This is a genomic window from Alteromonas sp. ASW11-130 (assembly GCF_026183735.1).
In the GTDB taxonomy this organism is placed as follows: domain Bacteria; phylum Pseudomonadota; class Gammaproteobacteria; order Enterobacterales; family Alteromonadaceae; genus Alteromonas.
Genome location: NZ_JAPFRE010000035.1, coordinates 19,155 through 42,437, shown reverse-complemented (window position 1 = coordinate 42,437; position 23,283 = coordinate 19,155). Strand labels below are relative to the sequence as shown.

The window sequence follows — 23,283 nt, the reverse complement described above, 5'->3', positions numbered from 1 at the left end:
ATCCGATTATCCATAGAGCCAATCTGGCAAAGCTGTGACCAATGTTGGCCAGATAGCGAGCGCTATTAATAACATAATTTGTATGAAAATGAAGGGCATAACACCTCGATATATATCGCCGGTAGCAACATTCGGCGGCGCTACACCCCGTAAATAGAACAGTGCAAATCCAAATGGGGGGGTCAAAAAGGACGTTTGTAAATTTACGGCGAGCATTATGCCAAGCCATATAGGGTCAACTCCCATGGACAGTAAAACTGGTGCGATGATAGGAACAACCACAAACGTAATTTCGATAAAGTCTAAAATAAAACCAAGCACAAATACGACCAGCATCACGATAACCATCGCTGCGAAGACGCCTCCAGGCAAGTCAGATAAGAACTCGTGCACCAACTCCTCCCCGCCAAAGCCGCGAAAGACGAGAGAAAAAATAGACGCGCCTATCAGGATCAGGAACACCATTGAAGTAATTTTGGTCGTTTCCATCATCACGCCGCGTAAACGCGCAAATGACATTTTGCGTTGTAATATGGCTAAAAGCAAAGCTCCCATCGCTCCCACACCTGCGGCTTCGGTAGGGGTAGCGAAGCCAGCTAAGATTGAACCCAAAACGATAAAAATAAGAATAAGTGGGGGTAGCAATGAACCGAGTAATTTACCCACGTTGAAGGGTTCATCAGTGTTCATATCACTGCTGGATGGCATCGCATTTTTTGATAGAAACGACATTGAAAAGACGTATAACAGGTACATCGCCACTAAAATCATGCCGGGTATTATCGCGCCCACGAACAAATCGCCAACGGACACTGACTCGGGGGAAAATATTCCCATCGATAGCTGCGCTTTCTGGTAAGCGCTGGATAACACGTCCCCCAGTAACACCAAAGCTATAGAAGGAGGAATTATCTGTCCCAAAGTGCCCGTAGCACATATTGCACCACTGGCGAACGCGGGACTGTAGCCTCGCTTCAACATGGCTGGAAGGGAAAGCAAACCCATGGTAACGACGGTGGCGCCTACTATGCCTGTGCTCGCAGCTAACAACATACCCACTAAGACGACCGAAATAGCCATACCAGACTTAAATCGCCCGAACAGCTGGGCCATAGATACCAGCAAGGCTTCAGCTACTTTCGATTTTTCCAGTACTATTCCCATGAAGATAAATAGTGGCACAGCAATTAACGTTTGATTAGTTAAAATGCCGTACAAGCGGCTAGGAAGCGCGTTTAAATAACTCGAATCAAACGTACCGGAATACACCCCCAAACCAGCGAATATCAAGGAAGTTCCGGCCAATGTTAATGCAACGGGATAACCTAACAATAACACCAAACAAATAACTAAAAAGAGAACGACTGCCATCCACTCCATTGCTGTTCCTGTTACCTTGTTAAATTGCGAAGTTGGTTAATACTGTTAAGCAGTACGCTTACACCTTGTAGTAATAAAAGTATTGCACCTATCGGGATAAGGGATTTAAGTAAAAATACCAGAGGCAGCCCCCCGGCTTCCTGAGATGCCTCTAGTAACCCCCATGATTCAACTACATACCGAAAACTATAACTAATAATAAAGAGACACACGGGAAAAAGCAGAAGCACCGTACCCAATGCATTTACCCAGCTTCGTTTTTGCAGCGACATTTTGTGATAAAACACATCCACACGCACGTGGGCATCGTCAGCCAAAGTAAAGGCGATACCAATCATAAATACTGTCGCATGCAAATACATTACCGATTCTTGCATGGCAATCCAGCCCACTCCTATGCCATAACGAAGCACAACGATTGCAAATGTAATGACCACCATCAGGAGGGTAGCGAAACTGACACCCACGCAAAGCGTGCGGTTAACGAGCGTAATTCGCTGACTTATCAGCGTGAGCTTATCACTTGTAGCGGAGGGAGAAGGCATGAACCCTAACCTGACATTAACGTTTACATAACAAGGCTGACTAGGGTAATGGCAAATCACAGCTTTGCCAACTGTTGCGCGGCTACTTGAACAAAATTATTCAAGCAGCCACACCCAATGCTGTTTAACCAAGAATATCTAGTAATTCAACATCGAAAACAAGTGAACTGTAGGGCTTTATTGCGGCACCTGCGCCTTGTTCTCCATAAGCCAGTTGCGACGGAATATATAAACGCCATTTAGCGCCAACAGGCATCATTTGCAACGCTTCTGTCCAGCCTCTAATAACACCATTCACAGGAAATTCTGCTGGCTGACCGCGCTGATACGAGCTATCGAACACCGTGCCGTCAATTAATTCACCGTGATAGTGAACACGCACCGTGCTATCTGCGGCGGGTTTGTCACCACTTCCAGCTTCAACCACCTCGTATTGCAGCCCCGACTCTGTGACGGTGACCTCTTCTCGTTTTGCATTGTCGGCTAAAAATGCTTCATTTGCGGCAATCACTTCCTTGTTCTTATCTGCCTTTTCAGCTTGCATACGTTGATGGATTGCACCAAATGCATCACGAAGTTGCTCATTGTCTACTTGTTGGCCTTCACCATTAAACGCATCACGCAAACCTTCCACAACAGCATCTAACGTCAATCCGTCAAAAGGGTTTGATTTTAACTGCTCGCCCATTTGCCAGCCGATACCGTAACTTGCCTGAGATTCAATTGAAGAAAATTTATCTGACACATTCACTCCTGAAATTTTATTACACTTTTAGATTAATAAATAATCAATATAATTAAAAACTATGGTGACTATTTGTAAACAGGCAACATTGTATCATACCCAACGCCACCCTGCGTCCCTATTGATTTAAATCGATTTGAACCAAACAAACAGGATTGAATTATAACTGAATGTGGTTAGACATCTTCGTTTACACACAGTAAGGTGAATAGCAATAACACAGGAGGATACAATGCAATCACACTATGATGCTGAACTAAAAGATACTGTACGATATCTGGGTACAGTACTTGGACAAACCATCAAGGCACAACTTGGTCAAGAGTGGCTGGATCGGATTGAGACTATTCGAAAAGATGGGCGAGCATCATATCAAGGTGAAGGATCAGCCACAGAAAACCTGAAAGAAACTTTCAAAACGCTATCCGATACTGATTTATTAACCGTGGGGAGAGCATTTGCGCAGTTTTTGAATCTTGGAAATATTGCCGAGCAAGAATATAACAGCGTAATGGATGTGGATGCGTCAATCGACACACTGTTCGAACATGTTGATAAAGCGAATCTATCGGCCGAGAAGGTTCAGCAAGCCGTTAGCAAGCTCAATATCGATATGGTATTAACCGCTCACCCTACTGAAGTTACTCGACGGACACTAATTCATAAACACAAAGAACTAGCGAGCTGTTTGCAAACAGTACATCAGGAAACATTAGGTGACAAAGAACGTTCTCGTATTGAGACCCGTATTGCCGACCTAATAAGTCAAGCCTGGCATACAGAAGAAATACGTTCTGTACGTCCTACTCCAGTTGATGAAGCGCGGTGGGGGTTTTCGGTAATTGAAAACTCGCTATGGGAGGCTGTGCCCGACTTTTTACGCGATTTGGACGAGCGTTTGGAACTGGAATATAACGTTTCGTTACCTATTGATGCGTCTCCCGTTCAATTTAGTTCCTGGATGGGTGGCGACCGTGATGGAAACCCTTTTGTTACCGCAAAGGTGACAGAACAAGTGTTATTACTGGCCAGAAAACGCGCAGCTAAATTATTTGCTCAAGATTTGGATAACCTGCAAGTTGAACTGTCAATGTTTGACTGCAACGAAGCATTACGAAACGTTGCTGGTGATTCGAATGAACCCTATCGTGCCGTGCTCAGACCATTACATCAACGCTGCATTGCCACCCGAGATGGTATCTCTGACTATCTTGCTGGGAAGAATGTTAATCGTTCAAACTGGATCGAAGCCGATGAAGAGTTACTTGAGCCGTTGACACTATGCTATAACTCGTTATGCGACAGTGGCATGAAGGTGACGGCCGATGGCAAATTATTAGACACTATCAGGCGCGTGCATAGCTTTGGTGTTCATTTGTTGCGCCTGGATATCAGACAAGATTCTGAGCGTCATTCGAATGTATTCAGCGAACTAACGCGTTATTTAGGGTTAGGGGATTACGCCCAGTGGAACGAGGCAGATAAGCAAGCATTTTTGCTCCGAGAGCTTAGTTCGAAACGTCCGCTGTTTCCGCAAAACTGGGGGGCGTCAGAAGAAGTTCAGGAAGTATTAGATACGTGTAAGGTCATCGCCCAACACCGTAAAGATGGCTTCGGTATTTATATTATCTCCATGGCAAGTGAACCTTCCGACGTACTGGCTGTACAGTTGCTCCTGCAAGAGTCTGGTGTAAATTGGCCAATGCCTGTAGCCCCGTTGTTCGAAACTTTAGATGATTTAAATAACTCCCCACAAGTGATGCAGCGCCTGCTTTCCATCGATTGGTATCGAGGTTACGTAAAAGGCCGTCAATTCGTTATGATCGGCTACTCTGATTCAGCCAAAGATGCGGGAGCTTTAGCGGCGGGTTGGGCGCAATATGAGTCTCAGGAAGCGTTGGTAAAAGTCGCGAGTGAATTTGACGTTACCCTAACTCTGTTCCACGGGCGTGGCGGAACTATTGGCCGCGGTGGGTTGCCAGCCCATGCAGCTATTTATTCACAGCCTCCGGGCTCGTTAGAAGGTGGATTCAGAGTTACCGAACAAGGCGAAACAATTCGCTATAAATTTGGTATGCCGAAGCTGGCCAAACGCAGCTTAGGCATTTACGCTAGCGCTATCATCGAAGCAATGCTGTTTCCACCGCCAGAACCTAAACAGGAATGGCGTGAACTCATCACCAAAATGGCTGCGCTGGGACGTGATAACTATCGCCAAACAGTCCGTAACGATCGTGATTTTGTGCCTTATTTCAGAGTGGCCACGCCTGAACAGGAATTAGGCAAGTTACCGTTAGGGAGTCGTCCTTCTAAACGCAAACCTTCAGGTGGTATAGAAAGTTTACGGGCTATCCCATGGATCTTTGCCTGGGCACAAACGCGTTTGGTATTACCTTCTTGGCTGGGTGTTATGCGGGCAATAGATGAAGTGAAGGCGTCAAGCGATGAAAAAATCGTTAACGAAATGTTCAAAGACTGGCCCTTTTATCGCTCTCGTTTATCTATGTTGGACATGGTTTTTCACAAAGCCGATCCTCGAATCAGTGAAGAGTACGACGCGCGTTTAGTACCTGAAGAATTAAAACACTTTGGCGAGGAGTTACGCACGGAACTCAAAACCAGTGTGGAGTCGTTACTCCAGTTAACTAAGCAGAAGACCATTATGGCCGACGATCCTAAAGGCAAAGAGTCGATGAACATTCGTGCAGGTTATCTTCAGCCGCTCCACTTTTTGCAAATAGAGTTATTGGACCGTATCCGCAAGTTACAGGCCGATGCCGCTGATACCACATTGGAAAGAGCAATGATGGTTACCATTGCGGGAATTGCAATCGGAATGCGAAACACCGGATAGTCGGCTCATCCATTTAGGATAAAGGCTCATATCTAATCGGGAACCTTGCGTCAAAGGTTTCCACCTATACGGCCAGTCTGCTATGGGCATGGTGTAGTCACTCAGTAAGTTGACAAAAAGCTTCCGTCAATTCGGCGGAAGTCGCCACCTCTTTTAACCACAATAGGTATTACCGTGCAAGGCATCGACAAGACCGAGATAAACAAGGACGCTATTGAATCAACAATCTCTTGTAGGGTTGGAGCAAGCTGCTTCTCAGGCTACAAAACAATTCGCCTTTACCCTTCTCACTAATTCTGTGGAATAGTCATCGCAACTTAAGATCCCAACAATATAAGTAAAAAATCCGACTGCTCACGCTAGCCGGATTTTCAATACTTTTATGTATGCTACTAGACAGTACCCGATTGAAACCTGATTCAAACTGATAAGTGTCATTGCATACGTTAAAAATAGGTTTTACTTATTTACAAACTCAACGCCAATCTTGATATCGCCGCGAAGTCCTTCAAGCATCTCGTTCTTAGCTTTTTGCTCGAAACTACTAAGTTCACCATACGATAAGATTTCTTCAACACCATTTGCACCTAAACGCACCGGGTGAGAGAAGAACGCTGCATCATCGCTATCATCAGTTTGCACATAGGTGTATTCAACGACATTTTCACCTTGCATTGCCGCCACAAGAGACAAGCAGAAACGTGCCGCGGCCTGGCCCATAGAAAGCGTTGCAGAACCGCCACCAGCTTTGGCTTCCACTACTTCAGTACCAGCGTTTTGGATGCGATGAGTTAGTTTCTCAACTTCTTCATCACTAAAACTTACGCCTTCCACTTGAGATAGCAGAGGAAGAATCGTCGTACCAGAATGGCCGCCAATAACAGGAACATGCACATTCGCCGGATCTAAATCTTTTAATTCAGCAACAAAAGTTTCGGCACGGATTACATCCAGTGTAGTCACACCAAACAGCTTGTTCTTGTCGTAAACGCCTTTTTGTTTAAGCGTCTCGGCTGCGATAGCTACGGTAGTGTTAACTGGGTTAGTAATAACACCCACACACGCTTTCGGACAATGATCAGCAACACCTTCAATCAGGTTCTTTACAATACCCGCGTTAATGTTAAACAAATCAGAACGATCCATACCAGGTTTGCGAGGGACACCTGCAGGAATAAGCACAATATCAGCACCTGACAATGCTTGTTCTAATTCCTCTTTTCCGTGACCGGTGACATTAACTGCGGTGGGGATATGACTTAAATCTACTGCAACACCTGGTACAACAGGTGCAACATCGTAAAGCGCTAAATCTGATCCAGCAGGCAGTTGTGTTTTTAACAACAAGGATAGCGCTTGACCAATACCACCGGCAGCACCTAACACGGCTACTTTCATACCATTTCTCCTATGGTTTACTCACGTTTAATAACGGAGCGTCACAGTAATGTAACGCAAAAGAAAACGCAATCGCATACAAAGCGCAGCTAGATAGTAAATCAGCATTCTTTACAGGCGATTGCTTATATTCAAAAATATGAATGATTATGCAATTAAATTGCGTTTCATGCACCCATCGGGCAAAATGCACAATCGGTTTTGTATATAATAACGTAACCCTACCACAACACCAAAAATAAGAGATGTAATGGCTAATATAAAACAAGAACAACTAGTGAAAGCATTCAAGGAAATACTTAAAGCAGAAAGCTATGGGTCTCAGGGCGAAATAGTAGATGCGCTAAAAATCCAGGGATATGACAATATTAGTCAATCTAAAATATCCCGGATGCTGAGCAAATTTGGTGCTGTACGCACCCGCAATGCACGTGGCGATATGGTCTATTGCCTGCCCCCCGAGCTTGGCATGCCGACAGCAAAGAGTCCGCTAAAGCATTTGGTACTAGATATCGTGCATAACAACGTTATGGTAATTATTCGGACTAGCCCCGGTGCCGCACAGTTAATCGCTCGCTTATTGGATTCACTGAGTAAAAAAGATGGTGTATTAGGTACTATCGCTGGGGACGACACCATTTTTATTGCCCCTGCTGACGTAAGTAAAATCGAAGAGTTACGGCAGCGTGTAGAAGATCTATTTGACAGTGTTTAAAGGCGCCTCTTTCGGCGCACCTTTCTTACTATCCAGCTAAGCTTAGCTTCCTAAGCGTGACACTAATGCATCTGCGGCGGGTTTTGAAGACGCTGGATTTTGACCAGTTATCAGCAAGCCGCTTTCACATACATGGGGTTCAAATTGATCTGCACTACTAAACTTTCCGCCGCGGGAACGTAACTCGTCTTCTACTAAATACGGTACTATTTTATCCAGTTCCATGGCAGACTCTTCTTCATTTGAAAAACCCGTCACTTCCTTACCATCAATAAACGCTTTACCCTCTTCACCCATAACGTCCTTTAACACAATTGGCGCGTGGCAAACGGCAGCAACGGGTTTATTGGCTTTAAGCATATTTTCGATCAAGGTAATAGAATCGCGATTATCCGCCAGATCATATAAGGGTCCATGGCCACCGGGATAGAAAACAGCGTCAAATTCATCAGCTCGTACGTCAATCAACGGAATAGTCGAAGCCAACGCAGTACGCGCCTGTTCGTCATCTGCAAAGCGTTTGGTGGCGTCCGTTAACGCATCTTCCTCCAGGCTATTGGGATCGATTGGCACCTCGCCCCCCCTTGGTGACGCAAGTGCGACTGAATAGCCGGCGTCTACAAACGCATAATAGGGAGAGGCAAATTCCTCTAACCATAATCCTGTTTTATTACCTGTGTCGCCTAATGCGTCATGTGACGTCATTACCATTAAAATTTGCTTTGTCATATGTTCCCTCGCTTCTTTAATTTAGCATGTGTTATTCCATACCGTTTTAAAATAGATAAAGTTTATTAATCACTCGATTTTAAGACAAAAAAAAGCGCCTCTTTCGAGGCGCTTTTAGCAATATTGATTAAATATTAGAACTCATATTTAACGCCAATACGTGCTTCCCATAGTGAAGCGTCACCAACTCGACGGTGAGGAGATTCTGTACCTACTTCCACAGTATTGAATGGAACACTTTCCAGAATACCCCAATCATCTTTCAAGAAGTTGGTAAAGTTATCGATAGTAAAGAATACAGAGGCCGAGTGATCCGCAGAAAACGCAGGAAGTTCTTGCCTAACGGCTATGTCAACCTTGAACCACCAAGGAGTTTCCTGGTCATTACGTTCAAAACCTGGAGGTAACACGCTGTCGCTATCAATGTACGGGGTGAAGCCATAAATGCTGTTACCCGTATCTTGATCGTATGTGAAGCTGTATGGACGGCCAGAGTTTGCCAACGCAACCATAGTAAAGGTAGTATTTAAGCCAGCAAAGAACTCTTTCTCATATTGCAAACTAGCAGTAAACCGGTGTTGTACGTTCCAATCCGAAGTAGAAGATACTTCTTCATTTGGATCGAAGAAAGCGCGGTACTGGTAGTTTGAGAAAGCAACCGAACTTGTCATCGGCTGTACGTCTTCGGCTTCGTTATACGCATAACCAGTGGTTAAAGAGAAACCGTTGTCCCAAGATTTATTCGCGCCCACTGAGATAGTATAAGATAGCGAATCTTCATCAGAATTCGTCAATACTAACGAGGACATCTTAGTGCTCTCATAATCCGGATAACCACCTTCTACGGTGCCCACTTTTACGATATCGCCACGCTTAATCATTGCCGCATCTTGAGTCAATGACATCAATAAGTCAGCTGTAACAACATAGCCGCCATCGGTGATATGGGTTACGCCAGTCGAAAGCTTGATTTCACTTGGAATTTTGAAATCAGGATCTAAGTAATTAATATCAAAATTACTTCCTTCACCCGAAGCCACTGCGTCAAACAGTTCTGCTGGGATACCATACCCAGGGCCGGCAGGTACGCCATCCTCTACACCTTTGTAGACTACGTCATCATCAAACAGAGAGCGAGACCCATCGGTATAACCAAAGCTGCGACCACGCGCACCAAACTGAAGTACATTATTGTTGGAGAAGTTATTGGATAACCATACGTTCGGATTTCCACCACTGAAGCGACCAATACCACCACGAAGTTCAGTACTGTCAGTCAACGTATAGGTTAGTCCAATAAGTGGCTGAAGTAGTGCTGCACCATCAAGATTAGTTGCATTACTGAAACCATATTCGCGGGTAAAATCAGGGTTTTCAATCGGTGCGTCATCGGTGGTATACCAGTCGTATCGAATCCCTGCAGTTACTGACAAATCATCGGTCAGGTCAAACTCATCTTGGACATATAAGCTATTAGACGCATAGCCCCACACTGCCGCAGCATCATTCGGATCCCCTGACGGTGCGTTATTATAATAAATGGCTCCCGGTGTCCCTGCTTCAAAAGCAGAAATACCACCAAAGAAACGCATTTCAGTTTCAGTGTGCTGAACGAATACGTTAAATACGTCTAGATCTTCTCTTTCATATCCAAACGTCAGCTTATGGCCGTTATCCATATAATAATAACCGCGTAGAATTAAGCCCATCGTATCATAATTCAAATCGTTCGCTTGACGGCTATCGTCGGTGCCTAAGTAAACATCGACGTCATCAAGAACGATGCGCATTTCGCCGAAATCATTGCCGCCAACTTTTCCGTTTGAAGAGCCAAGCGAAATCTGACGATTATCAAGTTCCAGGTAAGATAAACGGATTTCGGTGGAGAAGTTATCGGTCCAGTCAGAATAGAAAGCACCTACATAAGAATTTAGCTCAGCGCCGCGCTCATAAAGATGATTTTGAAATTCAAATTCGTCGAGATCACCATCAGCTTCATTGTTGTTAAAACCATCATTGTAGTTGTAGGTAAAAGATGCACGATGGTCATCATTGATGTTCCAGTCTAATTTAACCAATAATTTCTCATCTTCAACAGGGAGACTGGAAGGTATAGGACCTGGATCGTATTGATAAAGATCATTTGCGATACGAACAATCTCATCTACTTGAGCTTGAGTAATATTTAACTCGTTTATAGCACCAGAACCCTGTACACCACGATCAAACAAGTTCACGCCTTCAAGTTTCTCATACGACGCGTAAAAGAAAAGTGAATCTTTAATGATGGCGCCGCCAATGTCGAAGCCAAAGCGTTTTTCGTTGTAATCACCTAAAGTGATATCTTCGCCTTCAAGAGAGTCACCGCGCATGCTGTCGTTTGTGTAGTCATAGAACACGCCGCCGTGGATTTCGTTTGTACCACTTTTTGTTACTGCATTGATATTACATGCAGTAAAGCCGCCATAGATAACACTAAAGGGAGCGATTTCAACAGCAACCTGCTCGATCGCGCTGAAAGAAAAAGGCATTCTTTCTGTAGGGTAACCATTAGAGTTAAGACCAAATGAATCGTTCATACGAACGCCATCTAAGGTCAGACTGTTAAAACGCGGGCTTTTACCTACACACTGAACTTGGTTTAAATCGCCAGCACCTTCATTAACATAGATACGGGGGTCTATACGAATAATATCAGTGATATTGCGGTTTATTGCGGGGGCGTTTTCGATTGTTTGGAGTCCAAAATTAGCAGCCGGACCTTTTTGACCAAAGTTCATTGCCGCTAAACGCGTGCCCGTGACCTGAATTTTTTCAACTGTAGCATTACCAGAAGTCAAGGCATAGTCGAAGCTTAATGTGTCACCTAATGAAAGGTATAAATCATCTACTACAGCGTCATTCAAATTATCAGAGTCCATTGAAATCTGATACGGACCACCGACACGTAAACCACTTACGTCGAACTCTCCGTTATCATTTACGGTAACGGTTTTCGTGCTTCCAGAAGGTATATGCTTAATAGTAACAGTAGTACCAGTTGCAGGAGTACCTTGGGGCCCTACTATATAACCACTTATAGCTGACGTAGTTTCTTGTGCCATTGCGCTGGTAGCAATGCCAACAGACATAGCAACCGCGATAGCAACACGGCTTATTTTAGATTTAGCAAACATGTGTGTGTTTCCCTTTAATTTGGCTTTAAAAATTGTTTTTGTAGCCTGACTAGTTTTTTTGGCGGCGAAATTGTTAAAGATTATTGTTGCATCTTTGTGACAATCTCTTGGCCATTTTTCGCTGTGCCAACGTACTGTACCCTAATGAGTCGCTGTGCTTTTTATTCTTCTAATGCAAAGGACGAATGACTAGATAAGACCCTTTCATTGCGGGCGCAATTGTCACAAACCCCCAACGAATAAACAGCCCTTAAGAAAATTCAAGTTATTTTATAAAATAAAACCAAAAAACAGCAACTTACCATTCTTAAATAACTTTACCTATTGCAATAAATAACGTTCACTGATGAAATAAGGCCAATAAATAAGAAAACCTCAGCGACAAAACTTGATCAAATTTCCCTCACCCAGCCTAACAATGCCTATCTTATGGTTGTCTTTGATAGCCGTTTTTGGCTATTGGGGCTTCAACGATAACTTTAAGAATATAGCCGAAGTGCCCTCACAAATTACCCATACTTTACGTTGTGCGGCTCCGCTTTCAGAAAATCAGACCCCCTTCTCGGTTTATATCACAGATGAAGGTGTCGCCAACACCACGCTGGAATTACTCTGTAATGATAGTGTGATAAAACGACAATTTGGCCAGGTTGAAGTACGGGTCGGTCATAGTGATCTCGATACATTTCGTTATATCAATCACGGTGTAAGTGATTTGGCATTAATAAAGAGCAATATAGTTGAGGCTTTTGTCGCGGATGAGATATACGGGTATGAGGCGATTGCTACATATCCTGACTATCAAGCTTATTTTATTGCCCTAAGAGAGAAACCGCGAATTACAAAGGAATTCCTATTGGGACAGCGAATAGGTTTATTGGATTACCCTAGCAGTCGTTCAGGCCATATTGTGCCCAAAACGGTGCTAACGACTTTAGGCTTAAGTGAAAATACCGTTACGCTAAAATACTATAATTCACATTTTGAGCTAAGAAAGGCATTACTTGCCGGGGAAGTAGATATTATCTCGTCCTATTGGGATCAAACCGATAGCGAAATTCTTTCTAAAAACTACATTACCCCAGTTAATGATACCGTTACGGGGATGCGTTGGTATTTGAAGATGCAGACCCAGAATACCGACTTAAAATGCGCTATTCAAAGTATGATAAGGGCTTTGGCAACTAGTCAGAATAAAGGATATTACCAACGGGTCGAATTAGTAGGCAGCTGTAATGAATAATAAAATATTTTCTCGCATTTCGTGCCGCCGACTGATACTACTAATTGTTACGGCATTTGTAGTGTTACAAACAGCGGTGTTTGGCGGGCAAATCATTGGTGCATTAGCGCTGCATCATCAAGCTAATGACCGTGTATATGAACGCATTTTATTGGATAGTTTTTATCTTGACGTAGGTAATGATGCCCTTTCAACATCGGTAAACGAACAAGATTTACGATCGTATATACATAGTTTAAACGCCGACTTACGAGAACAACGCCTCCCCGTGCGCGTATTATCGATTCAAGACGTTCACAACACCTACGATTTTAACGCGGATTACAGCCACCCTATAATAAAATCGTTTACATCTTCGGAACAACACGTGACGATTCATTTGGCTAATTTGCCGCTACTTACCTATTTACACTTCAATCTTCCAAGTCTGGTTGTTTCTATTTTTCTCGGATTGGCTTTATATAGAACAAAACGGAGTGAGAAAAGCACGTCCCCATCGAAAAGAGCACCAAAACCGCTTACGCCAATTTTGATTGTCAATCTCGAAGAAAAAACACTAATTAATAATATTGATAACAAAGTGGTGAACTTACAAAATAAACCATTCTGTTTTTACGCAGCTTTGTTACAGTATTGCATCAACCATCCTAACAGTACCCTTTCCCATCAACAGGACATACCTAATGAACTCTCTGCTTTATGTAATAGAGTGTTTAGCCGTTTAATTGAACTGGGTCATACGAAACGCAAGCGTCCTGACTTTAATGCTAATCTTGACAAAACACTTAGCGAAATTCGTTCAGCTTTGGATGAATTGTATATCGGTCAGCCCACGTTAAAAGAGAAATACTATCCCCCCAGAGCGCAGGGCGAAGGCTCACGATCTAAACAACACTCGTTTGCATTGCGCAACTTGAAAGCCTCAGACATAGAAATTACCCACACGTAATTAATTATTGACTCGGTTTTTGAGCCCAAATTGCACAATTTATAACGTTGTGATTGATTCATGCTGTACAAACAAGTATCTTTGCACCAAGAAAAATTGTCCTCACACGCTATGCAATCGCCATTAATTATTGCTATTTCCGGAGCTTCGGGCTCTGGCAAATCGCTTTTTACCGAAAATTTGTTTAATGCTTTTTCTGCTCAAGGCAGTTCTGTCCAGATCTTGCGGGAAGATCACTATTACCGCGCTCAGGATCATTTGCCTATGGAGGCGCGTGAAAAGAACAATTATGATCACCCAAATGCATTTGAACACGAGCTGTTAAAAGCTCACCTACAAAGCTTACGTGAAGGTAAAAATATTGATTACCCTCACTATTGCTTTAAAACCCACACCAGATTACCTGAAACCGAGTGTCTTCAACCGGCCCCGGTTATCATTCTTGAAGGAATAATGTTACTTGCCCGGCCGGAACTGCTCCCCTTGTACGATGTTAAAATTTTCATTGATACGCCATTAGACATTTGCTTGATGAGACGTATGATGCGGGATGTCAAACAACGAGGGAGAACATTAGAATCTGTGGCAAAGCAATATGAAGCCACTGTTAAACCGATGTATCACCAATTCATTGAGCCTAGTCGTTTCACTGCTGATGTAGTTGTTACACAAGGTGGGAAAAACCAAATCGCACTGGACGTGATCAAATCGCATATCCAGCAGGCATTGCAATAAGGAAGACTGGCTATGGTAAGTTTACTGGGCATTTTGCTGTTGCTCGGCATCGCCTTTGCTTTATCAGCTTCAAGATCATCGATTAACTGGAGAACAGTGGGCGGTGCATTCGCCATCCAAGCGCTGATAGGTGCATTTATTCTCTATTTCGAACCAGGCATTAAGATGCTGTTGAAAATGACTGAGTTCGTTGGCGACATCATTAACTACAGCCAACAAGGGATTAATTTTCTATTCGGCCCAGTGGGCGACAAATCCCTTGGTTTCATCTTTGCCTTTAATGTATTGCCTGTCATTATTTTCTTCTCGTCGTTAATCGCGGTTCTCTACCACTTAGGTATTATGAGTTGGATCATTCGAATTATCGGTGGTTTTTTACAGGCTGCATTGAAGACCAGCCGCCCAGAAAGCATGTCGGCTGCGGCCAATATTTTTGTCGGACAGACCGAAGCCCCGTTAGTGGTGCGTCCTTTTATACCGCACATGACACGTTCAGAGCTCTTTGCCATTATGGTGGGGGGATTAGCTTCTATCGCGGGCTCGGTAATGGCAGGCTACGCCAGTTTAGGTGTGGAGCTGAAATACCTGCTGGCGGCAAGCTTTATGGCTGCACCTGGCGGCTTATTAATGGCGAAGATCATTCAGCCTGAAATTAATAAAGCGAATGATGAGCTGGATAATATAGATGCTGAAGAAACCAGCTACGCCAATGTTTTTGATGCGGCGGCGACTGGAGCAGCTGCCGGGTTGCAACTCGCCCTAAACGTTGGCGCTATGTTATTGGCATTCGTGGCACTTATCGCCATGCTAAACGGTTTAATTGGCTGGACTGCGGAATTGTTTGGCTTTGATGGCGTGACCTTTCAAGGTATCTTAGGCTTTATTTTACAACCATTAGCATGGGCTATTGGCGTGCCTTGGGAAGAAGCACAAATAGCAGGTAGTTTTATTGGCCAGAAAATTGTGGTGAACGAATTTGTCGCGTATCTAGATTTTGTTAAACAAATAGATACGTTATCACCGGCTACACAAGCTATTGTAACCTTTTCATTGTGTGGCTTTGCTAATTTCTCATCTATCGCTATATTAATGGGTGGAATTGGCGCGATGGCTCCAACCCGCCGCAAAGAGATTGCATCACTTGGACTTAAAGCGGTTATTGCCGCCACCTTGTCTAACTTAATGAGTGCTTCTTTGGCAGGTTTTTATTTGTCACTAGGTTAAGCAATTTTACTGCCGTGAAATCTGCGGTAAGATTCCCTTTTTAAAAGTAGGGCTGTTTAAATCACTCAGCCCTTTTATTTATTTGGAAAGATAGTTATGCAATTAGTCGCAGTCGATTATAACGCCGAAAATGCGGATCAGTTGTTTGTTGAATCGCTTCGCAAAACCGGTTTTGGTGTACTAAAAAACCACCCTCTTCAGCAATCCATGGTGCAGGAAATTTATGATGCCTGGCAAACTTTTTTTGATAGCGAAGAAAAACATCAATACCTATATAACAAACACAAGCAAGATGGCTTCTTCCCAACAACTGTCTCAGAAGTAGCTAAAGGCTTTAAGCAAAAAGATATTAAAGAGTATTTTCACTTCTATCCATGGGGTCAGTGTCCTGAAGAGCTGCGTCCTCTGCTTGCGTCATACTATGAAAAAGCAAATACGCTTGCTAGAGAGCTACTGAGTTGGATTGAAACGAACTCTCCAAAAGAAGTAAGCGAGAAGTATAGTCAGCCACTATCAGAAATGATTAAAGATAGTGATCAAACTCTTCTACGTGTATTGCATTATCCGCCGCTAAAAGGTGACGAAGAGCCCGATGCTATTCGAGCAGCTGCCCACGAAGATATTAATTTAATTACTATACTCCCCGCCGCAAACGAGCCTGGCTTACAGGTGAAAGCACAAGATGGTTCATGGATAGATGTGCCTTGTGACTTCGGTAATTTAATTGTCAACATTGGGGACATGCTACAAGAGGCTTCCGGCCACTATTTCCCATCTACCACACATAGAGTGATAAACCCTGAAAACGTAGATATGACCAAGTCACGTATTTCATTACCACTCTTTCTTCATCCACGTCCAGATGTCGTCTTATCAGAGCGTCATACGGCCGATTCATACTTAAAAGAGCGGCTGAAGGAGCTGGGTGTCATTTAATTGATGCGGGCACCCGATTTAGGGTGTCGCTTATAAACTTGTTTGTAGTAAAGAGAGCTTACTCTGATACCTTTTCTCTAAATCTTTATTGGGCGCAAAGCGTGCGGCCAAAGATAAGTAATGTGCGGCTTTATTAATGTTACCTTCCGCATAATAGCTTTTACCTAATCCGAATAATATCTGCGCTTTCTTTCTGTCTAATTTTAAACCATTACGATAATGTCTAATCGCTTTAGCGTATTCCCCTTTTTCAAATGCTTTTTCGCCGAGAATTTGATGATAAAACGGGTTATGTAATCGCAAGCGCTTGAGCCTGTTTAAAATAGCGTTACCTTCATTCTTTCTATCGGTCCGATTCATCAAATAAGCTAAATTTTCCCAAGCAGTCCAATTGCTTTCATCAAGTGCCAGCGAATGGCGGTAAGCCTTCTCTGCTGCCTCGTAGTAGCCATTTATCCTAAACAGTACCCCTAAGTTCGTCCACGTTGAAGAGTATTCAGGATCAGTTAGCACAGCCTCTCTAAAATACGCGTAAGCTTTGCTATAACTATTTTGCATTAGCGCTTCCGCTCCTTTGTTCACATAAAACATCGCTAATGCTCGGTCTGGAGCGATACGTTTTCTGGGAAATTGATTGCGTATATCTTGTGGATCAAAGTCCACATCAACAATTTCGCTAAGTAACACAATAGAATTCGGTTCTTTTTCAGGCGAAATCTTTAGGTTAATGTGTCCGTTTAACACATCAAACCCCGATTGCCTTACCCAATATTCCGGAATATCCACTACATAAAACGCGGCATCTAACCCCGCATACTTGGCCATTGCGAAGGTCATGATAGACAGAGAAAGGCAGTTCGCCGTTCTATTATCGAATGTTTCGCTAGCTGTTGAATTTGCATTATTTCTGTAGCTGAGCCCCATCTTGGTATGGTCGAATATGTTTTCTACCAGCTTTTTCACGTCTGGCGTATTCACTGCGCTAGAAGGACTGGGCTTTTTAATGCGATCGACAAACAATTTCGCCCCTTCATTAAGAGCAAATATTTGGTCTTTGGTTTCAACTTTGAATAATTTATAGCTAGGAAACAAATTGTCGTCTAAATTCTTAAAGGACGACTTTGATAGATCGGATGGGTCGGGGGTAGTGACACACGCACAAAGTAAGCATATGGATAAGAATAAATTTAATATGCGATTCATAGCGGTCACCCAAACCTATTTACCCTATTGTTAGTATAGACAATAAAGAGGAGGGCATTGGTTCAACACCGCTTCATTTAACTTATCAGGTAACCTTTTAACCGCAATTTTCGTTAAATGATATTGGCAAATTACGCGTGACTTATTCTATTGTCAGCATAAGAAAAACAAACTGATACCTATACTGGAGAAAAATATGCGAATTCAAGCTTTGAGTTCATTTTTAGTAATAGCGTTAATAGTGTTAGCTTCCTCCGTAAGCGCTCAGGAGTACATGGAAGAAGAAACAGATTTTATAGCGACCGCCGCCAAGGATCCTCAATTTACAATCTTCATTGAAGCAATCAAAAGTGCTGGTATTACCCGAACGCTTCGTGATATTGGGCCGTTTACGGTATTCGCGCCAACGAACGAAGCTTTTAATTCCCTTCCTGAAGAAAAGCTCAACAGGCTGCTAAACAAAGATAATCGTGAATATTTAGTTCAAGTAATTACCTATCACTTAATCAAAGGTAAACATAAAGCAAGTGAATTAGGAGATAAAGCTGACTTACGGTCCGTCGAAGGGGCACCTCTGAAGTTATCAAGCAGTGACGGGGTGTTAAGAGTTAACGGGGCCAACATAACTCAGGCCGATATTTCTGCCTCGAACGCCGTCATACACGCTATTGATACGCTTCTTATTCCAAAGGACGTAAAGGGTAAATTGTAACTATGTTGAAATACATTGTACTTATTATAATATTATTGCGTTAAAACAATAAGATAGAAATAACCTAATAAAAAGGAAGGCTATGTTTGTCACCTACAATTTAGCAATTTGGGGTTTGTGGTTTATCTTGCTGCTTTTATTTATACAGAGCTTCGTTGCTACCCTGGCACATCGCAAGCAGACCCACTATGTACCAGGGGTGGTCGACGACAACTTAGGTCACCACTCTTTTGTGTTCAGAAGCCATCGAACACACCAAAATTCGCTGGAAAACTTACCGCTAATAGTGTTTCCCTCGCTGCTAGCAATAATGGTTGGTTTTGATCCCAGTACTTTAGCTATTATCGTGTGGATTTATGCCATAGCACGACTTTTCCATATGGTACTTTACTACGCTATTGCCACCGAGAAAAACCCTAGCCCAAGAAGCTACTTTTTCATGATAGGGTGGTTAGCGTGTGGCGTACTACTCGTGATGTTGGCAATTCATTTGCTGTAATCAAAAAGGGCGGCCTTAGCGCCCGTCCTGTTTGCTAACACGGCTACATTTGCTCAGCTATGGTCAGTTGCTGTGACTTCTCTGCTTGCTTAGGCTCAATGTTAAACACAATAAAAAATAGAAATGTGCTATAAAGCGAAGCCAGCAAAATCATAGCCCCAGTAGTATCGATATTAAATATCAGGCCGATTGGAATTAACTGCGCTACAGGAATGAATGCCAAGAACGTTTTAGAACGCATCATTAAGGCCAGCCAAATATGTTCACCCTGCCGTTTAGACACATTCAGGCCATTACAAAAGTAAGCCAAAACAAAGGGCATGATCTGCGCGATGCAAATAATCGCACCAGCAAGGACCGCAGCCAACATAGACGTAGAGGTTAACCCTTCAGATATAGTGGCGGCCGCAAGTTGTGTTTGTACCTCGGACTGCTGCCCAACCATTGCAATCAATACATCTGCGACCACAAAACCCAACCAGCTTAACGCTAAAATAGCGATAACGGCGGGTAGAAACACCTTTTGTTGGAACCGTACTTCATCAATCAAGCCTTGCAACGAGCCTGTACGGTACAACAGCGTGGTTAAACAAACCGTGATTAAAATAGTCAGTGCAAAACCTGCCATTTTGAGTGGAAACATGTGAAAGGGGATAATTGTTGTCGCAAGAGCAACCGCCATAATCAAACTAGCAAAGAGCGGACGCTTTAATACGAATAAGCACATCTCCTTGTAAGCGTTGATATAATCCTGTTTTTCAAGATTGGTGTTGATTTGCATACTACTGACCTCACATTTTGACGCGCCAATAATAACAAAATGTGGTTATTTGTTAACCAGTTAGAATGTGTTTTAGGTAGCCTAATGGATACTGTGGTATACCCATTTATACTCAGCAATTAAAGTGAGTTCACTCTTTTGAACATACCTTGTGCGGTTTAGACCTGTACAGTTTTTAGAGCTCGGTCGCGCCCCTTATTGCACTACAAAATTGTGTTATTTATTAGTTGAGTGATGCTGTCGGTATTACTCACATTTAACCGTGGTGCCACTCTTCATAGGGGAACAATAGCAACTGCTCCGCGATAGAAAACTGGAATTCTCGCCTAAAAGGATTTTTATTGGAAATAGCACATGAGGATGTTACGGGCGATTTGCTTTCAACAAATGTTAAGCTTTTTTGCTTATTGGAAAATTCTGCATATCTAGTTTTTCGATAATACTTTCGTGCCATAAAAAGTGTCTTCCGTTTTCACTTAAACGAATGAAGGTCATTCCTTGAGTGGTTGGAGTATAGATCCACTTATCATCCTCATTCTTAGCCTTCGTTTGAAATCCTTGTTCTACGAGCGCTTTATTTGTTGTGATTGCACTATAACCTCCTAAGGCCTGACCCAATGCGGTGGCATTCATAAATTGGCCACGGCTTAGCAATGCAACTCGACAGCCTAGATATACAAACATTAGGATCCTAGTGTCATCTAATGCTCTATGTGCACCAGAAACTGAAACGTTCAAGTGCTTGGCAACGGTAGTAAGCTTGTGATCGTGAAGTTCAGGAAATGCTTCCTTAGCGATTGGAAGCGCATCAATAAATTTGTTGCAGAAGGGGCTGTTAAGGTCTGAAGCTGCTTTGTCCAGAAACTTTTTATCGAATGGAGCGTTATAAAAAATCAACTCAGCATTACCGACAAACTCTTTAAAAGCTGGTAATACCGCTTCCATTCTTGGCGCATTTGAAACCATCGCATCAGTAATACCAGTAATATTGGTAATATGCTTAGGTATTGACGTGGATGGATTAACCAATGTGAAAAAATATTCGACGCTGTCACCACCAGAATATTTAATTGCCGCCACCTCGGTTATTTTATGTTCATCAACGTACAAGCCAGTGGTTTCCAGATCGGCAAATACGTAGACTTTTCGATTTTTATTATAGATTTCTTGCAGTATGGTTGGTGCTTCAACGGTGTTGCGATTGATGGCTGAACCTTGCTTTAATGCCGGGGGTGTTTTTGCTATCGGAATTCGATTTTTACTGTGAGGAACAAAGAGTTTATTTAACAAAAGTTTCGTAAACCAAATTGTCACTCCTACTACAACTAGCATAATTAAAATTTCAATCATTCTAATCCTCCCTTTAGCTTAAATTGAGATTAGCACAGTACAAGTCATTCTTTTAATACTAGTTTGGACAGAATATTAGCTGTACTCATTATGCATCATAAGTTCATCACGTTTTCATCCTCAAATGTGCAGTAGTCAATTTTAGCCACGTTATAACTTACGGATAACCTCATCGAAGTAGGGGTGCTAGTTCAGGGGAAAAGGTCAGGGATTGCGAACGCTTTAGAATATTTTGGAATGTATAAATGGTGCCCAGGGGCGGACTTGAACCGCCACGGCCGTAAGGCCACTAGCACCTGAAGCTAGCGTGTCTACCAATTTCACCACCTGGGCTTTCAGCAAGCTAAACGAAGCACGCTGGGATGGGCAACGCAAGATACGCCGACCTCATTTTTTTGTCAATTTGTTTTACCCGTTCTACTCGCTTTTTGGGTAGCGAATATTTTCTACCATGTGTTGGACATCGTGTGGTGCATCTGCTGTAAAACGCGCAAACGTGAAAGCGACACCAAAATTGATCAGCATGCCTAATGTTCCAATCCCTTCTGGTGAAATTCCGAATAACCAGTACTCAGCGCTATTCAGTTCAGGCGCGATAAATTTAAAAAACACAATATAACTAGCTGTAAACACAATGCCAGTTACCATACCACTGACGGCCCCAATATTATTCATGCGTTTACTGAAAATTCCCATGATAATGGCAGGAAAGAAGCTGGATGCGGCTAACCCGAAAGCAAAAGCCACCACTTGTGCTACAAACCCGGGGGGATGAATACCAAACCATCCTGCGATTACAATGGCAGTGGCTGCGGCTATCCGAGCGTAGCCCAACTCTGCTTTTTCAGAAATTGATGGCATTAAATTTCGTTTAAGCAGATCATGTGATACAGAAGTTGAAATAACGAGTAATAACCCTGCCGATGTTGACAAAGCGGCTGCCACACCACCAGCCGCAACCAGTGCAATCACCCAGGAAGGTAAGTTTGCTATTTCTGGATTGGCCAATACCATGATGTCTCGGTCAACACTCATTTCGTTGCGCTCATCGCCTGCGTAAAACATCTTGCCGTCCTGGTTTTTATCGTCCCAAGCGATCAGACCTGTTTTTTCCCAGTTTTTTATCCATTCAGGAGCTTGCTGATAATTCGTGCCTTGCATGTTCTGACCATTGATAGTATCGATCATGTTAATTCGAGCAAACGCTGCCAATGAGGGGGCCGTAGTATAAAGTACTGCTATGAATAGCAACGCCCAGCCTGCGCTTTTCCGCGCATCTCGCACTTTCGGTACCGTGAAAAAACGCACGATAACATGAGGTAAACCCGCAGTGCCTACCATTAATGCACACGTAATAAAGAATACATCAATGGTACTTTTGCTACCTGATGTATATTCTGCAAAGCCTAATTCGACCGAAACCTGATCGAGCTTTTGTAATAGATAAAGATCTGAACCATCTGTAAGCGTTGCCCCAAAACCGGATTGTGGAAGCACATGTCCTGTTAGCATTAATGATATAAAAACAGCAGGGACAAGGTAGGCGAAAATCATTACGCAATATTGGGCTACTTGTGTATAGGTAATGCCTTTCATGCCCCCTAATACTGTATAGAAGAATACGATTGCCATTCCAATAGCAACCCCGGTGACAATATCGACTTCCAGAAACCGACTGAACACCACGCCCACGCCTCGCATTTGTCCAGCAACATAGGTAAACGAAATAAAAATAGCGCATACCACCGCAACGGTACGTGCCGTCTGGGAGTAATATCGATCGCCGATAAAATCGGGTACAGTAAACTTGCCGAATTTTCTTAAATAGGGCGCTAAACAAAGCGCCAATAAAACATAACCGCCCGTCCACCCCATCAGGTACACAGCACCATCGTAGCCCATGAAAGAAATAAGGCCTGCCATTGAAATAAAAGAGGCGGCAGACATCCAGTCGGCCGCGGTGGCCATGCCATTTAAAACTGGCGGGACGCCTCCACTCGCTACATAGAAGTCATTAGTTGAAGCTGCCCTGGCCCAAAGCGCAATTGCGATATATAGCGCGAAAGTAAGGCCAACGATAATAAATGTGAGCTGTTGAACATCCATATT

The 23,283-nt window shown here is 43.2% G+C and carries 19 protein-coding genes and 1 tRNA gene; 9 read left to right on the top strand and 11 right to left on the bottom strand.

The window, feature by feature from the left end; translation table 11 throughout:
* Nucleotides 1–6: 6 nt before the first annotated feature.
* The 3 genes from OPS28_RS12545 to OPS28_RS12535 form a co-directional block, all read right to left on the bottom strand.
* The gene (locus OPS28_RS12545; RefSeq protein WP_265609810.1) at nt 7–1,380 is read right to left on the bottom strand and encodes a TRAP transporter large permease; all 1,374 of its coding nucleotides are present in this window, start codon (nt 1,378–1,380) and stop codon (nt 7–9) included.
* 11 nt (nt 1,381–1,391) lie between these two features.
* Nucleotides 1,392–1,925, bottom strand: coding sequence for a TRAP transporter small permease subunit (locus tag OPS28_RS12540; protein ID WP_265609809.1), 534 nt, complete (start codon nt 1,923–1,925; stop codon nt 1,392–1,394).
* A gap of 124 nt (nt 1,926–2,049) precedes the next feature.
* Complete coding sequence (locus OPS28_RS12535) at nt 2,050–2,670, bottom strand: FKBP-type peptidyl-prolyl cis-trans isomerase (RefSeq protein ID WP_265609808.1); 621 nt, start codon at nt 2,668–2,670, stop codon at nt 2,050–2,052.
* Between the two features lie 232 nt (nt 2,671–2,902).
* Between OPS28_RS12535 and ppc the strand changes: the two genes are divergently transcribed.
* On the top strand, nt 2,903–5,524 hold the full coding sequence (ppc, locus tag OPS28_RS12530) for a phosphoenolpyruvate carboxylase (RefSeq protein WP_265609807.1): 2,622 nt from the start codon (nt 2,903–2,905) through the stop codon (nt 5,522–5,524).
* Between the two features lie 459 nt (nt 5,525–5,983).
* On the opposite strand, the gene mdh is transcribed toward ppc, so the two are convergent.
* Complete coding sequence (mdh, locus tag OPS28_RS12525; protein ID WP_265609806.1) at nt 5,984–6,922, bottom strand: malate dehydrogenase; 939 nt, start codon at nt 6,920–6,922, stop codon at nt 5,984–5,986.
* Nucleotides 6,923–7,172: 250 nt separating this feature from the next.
* Between mdh and argR the strand changes: the two genes are divergently transcribed.
* Nucleotides 7,173–7,637 carry a transcriptional regulator ArgR gene (gene argR / locus OPS28_RS12520; RefSeq protein WP_265609805.1) on the top strand — a complete coding sequence of 155 codons (465 nt, stop codon included), beginning with the start codon at nt 7,173–7,175 and terminating at the stop codon, nt 7,635–7,637.
* A gap of 42 nt (nt 7,638–7,679) precedes the next feature.
* Here argR and OPS28_RS12515 read toward each other — a convergent pair whose 3' ends face one another.
* Nucleotides 7,680–8,366: a type 1 glutamine amidotransferase domain-containing protein gene (locus OPS28_RS12515; RefSeq protein WP_265609804.1), complete on the bottom strand. Its 687-nt coding sequence runs from the start codon at nt 8,364–8,366 to the stop codon at nt 7,680–7,682.
* A 134-nt stretch (nt 8,367–8,500) separates the two neighbouring features.
* Complete coding sequence (locus tag OPS28_RS12510) at nt 8,501–11,542, bottom strand: TonB-dependent receptor (protein WP_265609803.1); 3,042 nt, start codon at nt 11,540–11,542, stop codon at nt 8,501–8,503.
* Between the two features lie 418 nt (nt 11,543–11,960).
* Between OPS28_RS12510 and OPS28_RS12505 the strand changes: the two genes are divergently transcribed.
* The 5 genes from OPS28_RS12505 (at nt 11,961) to OPS28_RS12485 (ending at nt 16,629) form a co-directional block, all read left to right on the top strand.
* Nucleotides 11,961–12,785: a PhnD/SsuA/transferrin family substrate-binding protein gene (locus OPS28_RS12505; protein WP_265609802.1), complete on the top strand. Its 825-nt coding sequence runs from the start codon at nt 11,961–11,963 to the stop codon at nt 12,783–12,785.
* Nucleotides 12,778–13,734 (top strand): hypothetical protein, encoded by a 957-nt coding sequence (locus OPS28_RS12500; protein ID WP_265609801.1) that lies wholly within the window; start codon nt 12,778–12,780, stop codon nt 13,732–13,734. Before OPS28_RS12505 ends, OPS28_RS12500 begins: the two co-directional genes overlap by 8 nt.
* Nucleotides 13,735–13,845: 111 nt before the next feature.
* The gene (gene udk / locus OPS28_RS12495) at nt 13,846–14,469 is read left to right on the top strand and encodes a uridine kinase (protein ID WP_265609877.1); all 624 of its coding nucleotides are present in this window, start codon (nt 13,846–13,848) and stop codon (nt 14,467–14,469) included.
* A gap of 12 nt (nt 14,470–14,481) precedes the next feature.
* Nucleotides 14,482–15,693, top strand: a complete 1,212-nt coding sequence (locus OPS28_RS12490) for a NupC/NupG family nucleoside CNT transporter (RefSeq protein WP_265609800.1) — start codon at nt 14,482–14,484, stop codon at nt 15,691–15,693.
* Nucleotides 15,694–15,789: 96 nt separating this feature from the next.
* Nucleotides 15,790–16,629, top strand: coding sequence for an isopenicillin N synthase family dioxygenase (locus tag OPS28_RS12485; protein WP_265609799.1), 840 nt, complete (start codon nt 15,790–15,792; stop codon nt 16,627–16,629).
* 30 nt (nt 16,630–16,659) lie between these two features.
* Here OPS28_RS12485 and OPS28_RS12480 read toward each other — a convergent pair whose 3' ends face one another.
* A complete protein-coding gene (locus tag OPS28_RS12480) occupies nt 16,660–17,832 on the bottom strand; it encodes a tetratricopeptide repeat protein (protein WP_265609798.1) in 1,173 nt (390 codons plus the stop codon).
* Between the two features lie 196 nt (nt 17,833–18,028).
* Between OPS28_RS12480 and OPS28_RS12475 the strand changes: the two genes are divergently transcribed.
* Together OPS28_RS12475 and OPS28_RS12470 are read left to right on the top strand one after the other, a co-directional pair.
* A complete protein-coding gene (locus OPS28_RS12475; RefSeq protein ID WP_265609797.1) occupies nt 18,029–18,544 on the top strand; it encodes a fasciclin domain-containing protein in 516 nt (171 codons plus the stop codon).
* Nucleotides 18,545–18,626: 82 nt separating this feature from the next.
* Nucleotides 18,627–19,043 (top strand): MAPEG family protein, encoded by a 417-nt coding sequence (locus OPS28_RS12470; RefSeq protein ID WP_265609796.1) that lies wholly within the window; start codon nt 18,627–18,629, stop codon nt 19,041–19,043.
* Nucleotides 19,044–19,086: 43 nt separating this feature from the next.
* On the opposite strand, the gene OPS28_RS12465 is transcribed toward OPS28_RS12470, so the two are convergent.
* The 4 genes from OPS28_RS12465 to OPS28_RS12450 form a co-directional block, all read right to left on the bottom strand.
* On the bottom strand, nt 19,087–19,824 hold the full coding sequence (locus OPS28_RS12465; protein ID WP_265609795.1) for a hypothetical protein: 738 nt from the start codon (nt 19,822–19,824) through the stop codon (nt 19,087–19,089).
* 390 nt (nt 19,825–20,214) lie between these two features.
* Entirely contained in the window at nt 20,215–21,174 is a 960-nt protein-coding gene (locus OPS28_RS12460; protein ID WP_265609794.1) for a 3'-5' exonuclease, read from the bottom strand.
* A 246-nt stretch (nt 21,175–21,420) separates the two neighbouring features.
* Nucleotides 21,421–21,507: transfer RNA gene (locus OPS28_RS12455), tRNA-Leu, on the bottom strand.
* A gap of 84 nt (nt 21,508–21,591) precedes the next feature.
* The gene (locus OPS28_RS12450) at nt 21,592–23,280 is read right to left on the bottom strand and encodes a sodium:solute symporter family protein (RefSeq protein WP_265609793.1); all 1,689 of its coding nucleotides are present in this window, start codon (nt 23,278–23,280) and stop codon (nt 21,592–21,594) included.
* Between the last annotated feature and the right edge of the window lie 3 nt (nt 23,281–23,283).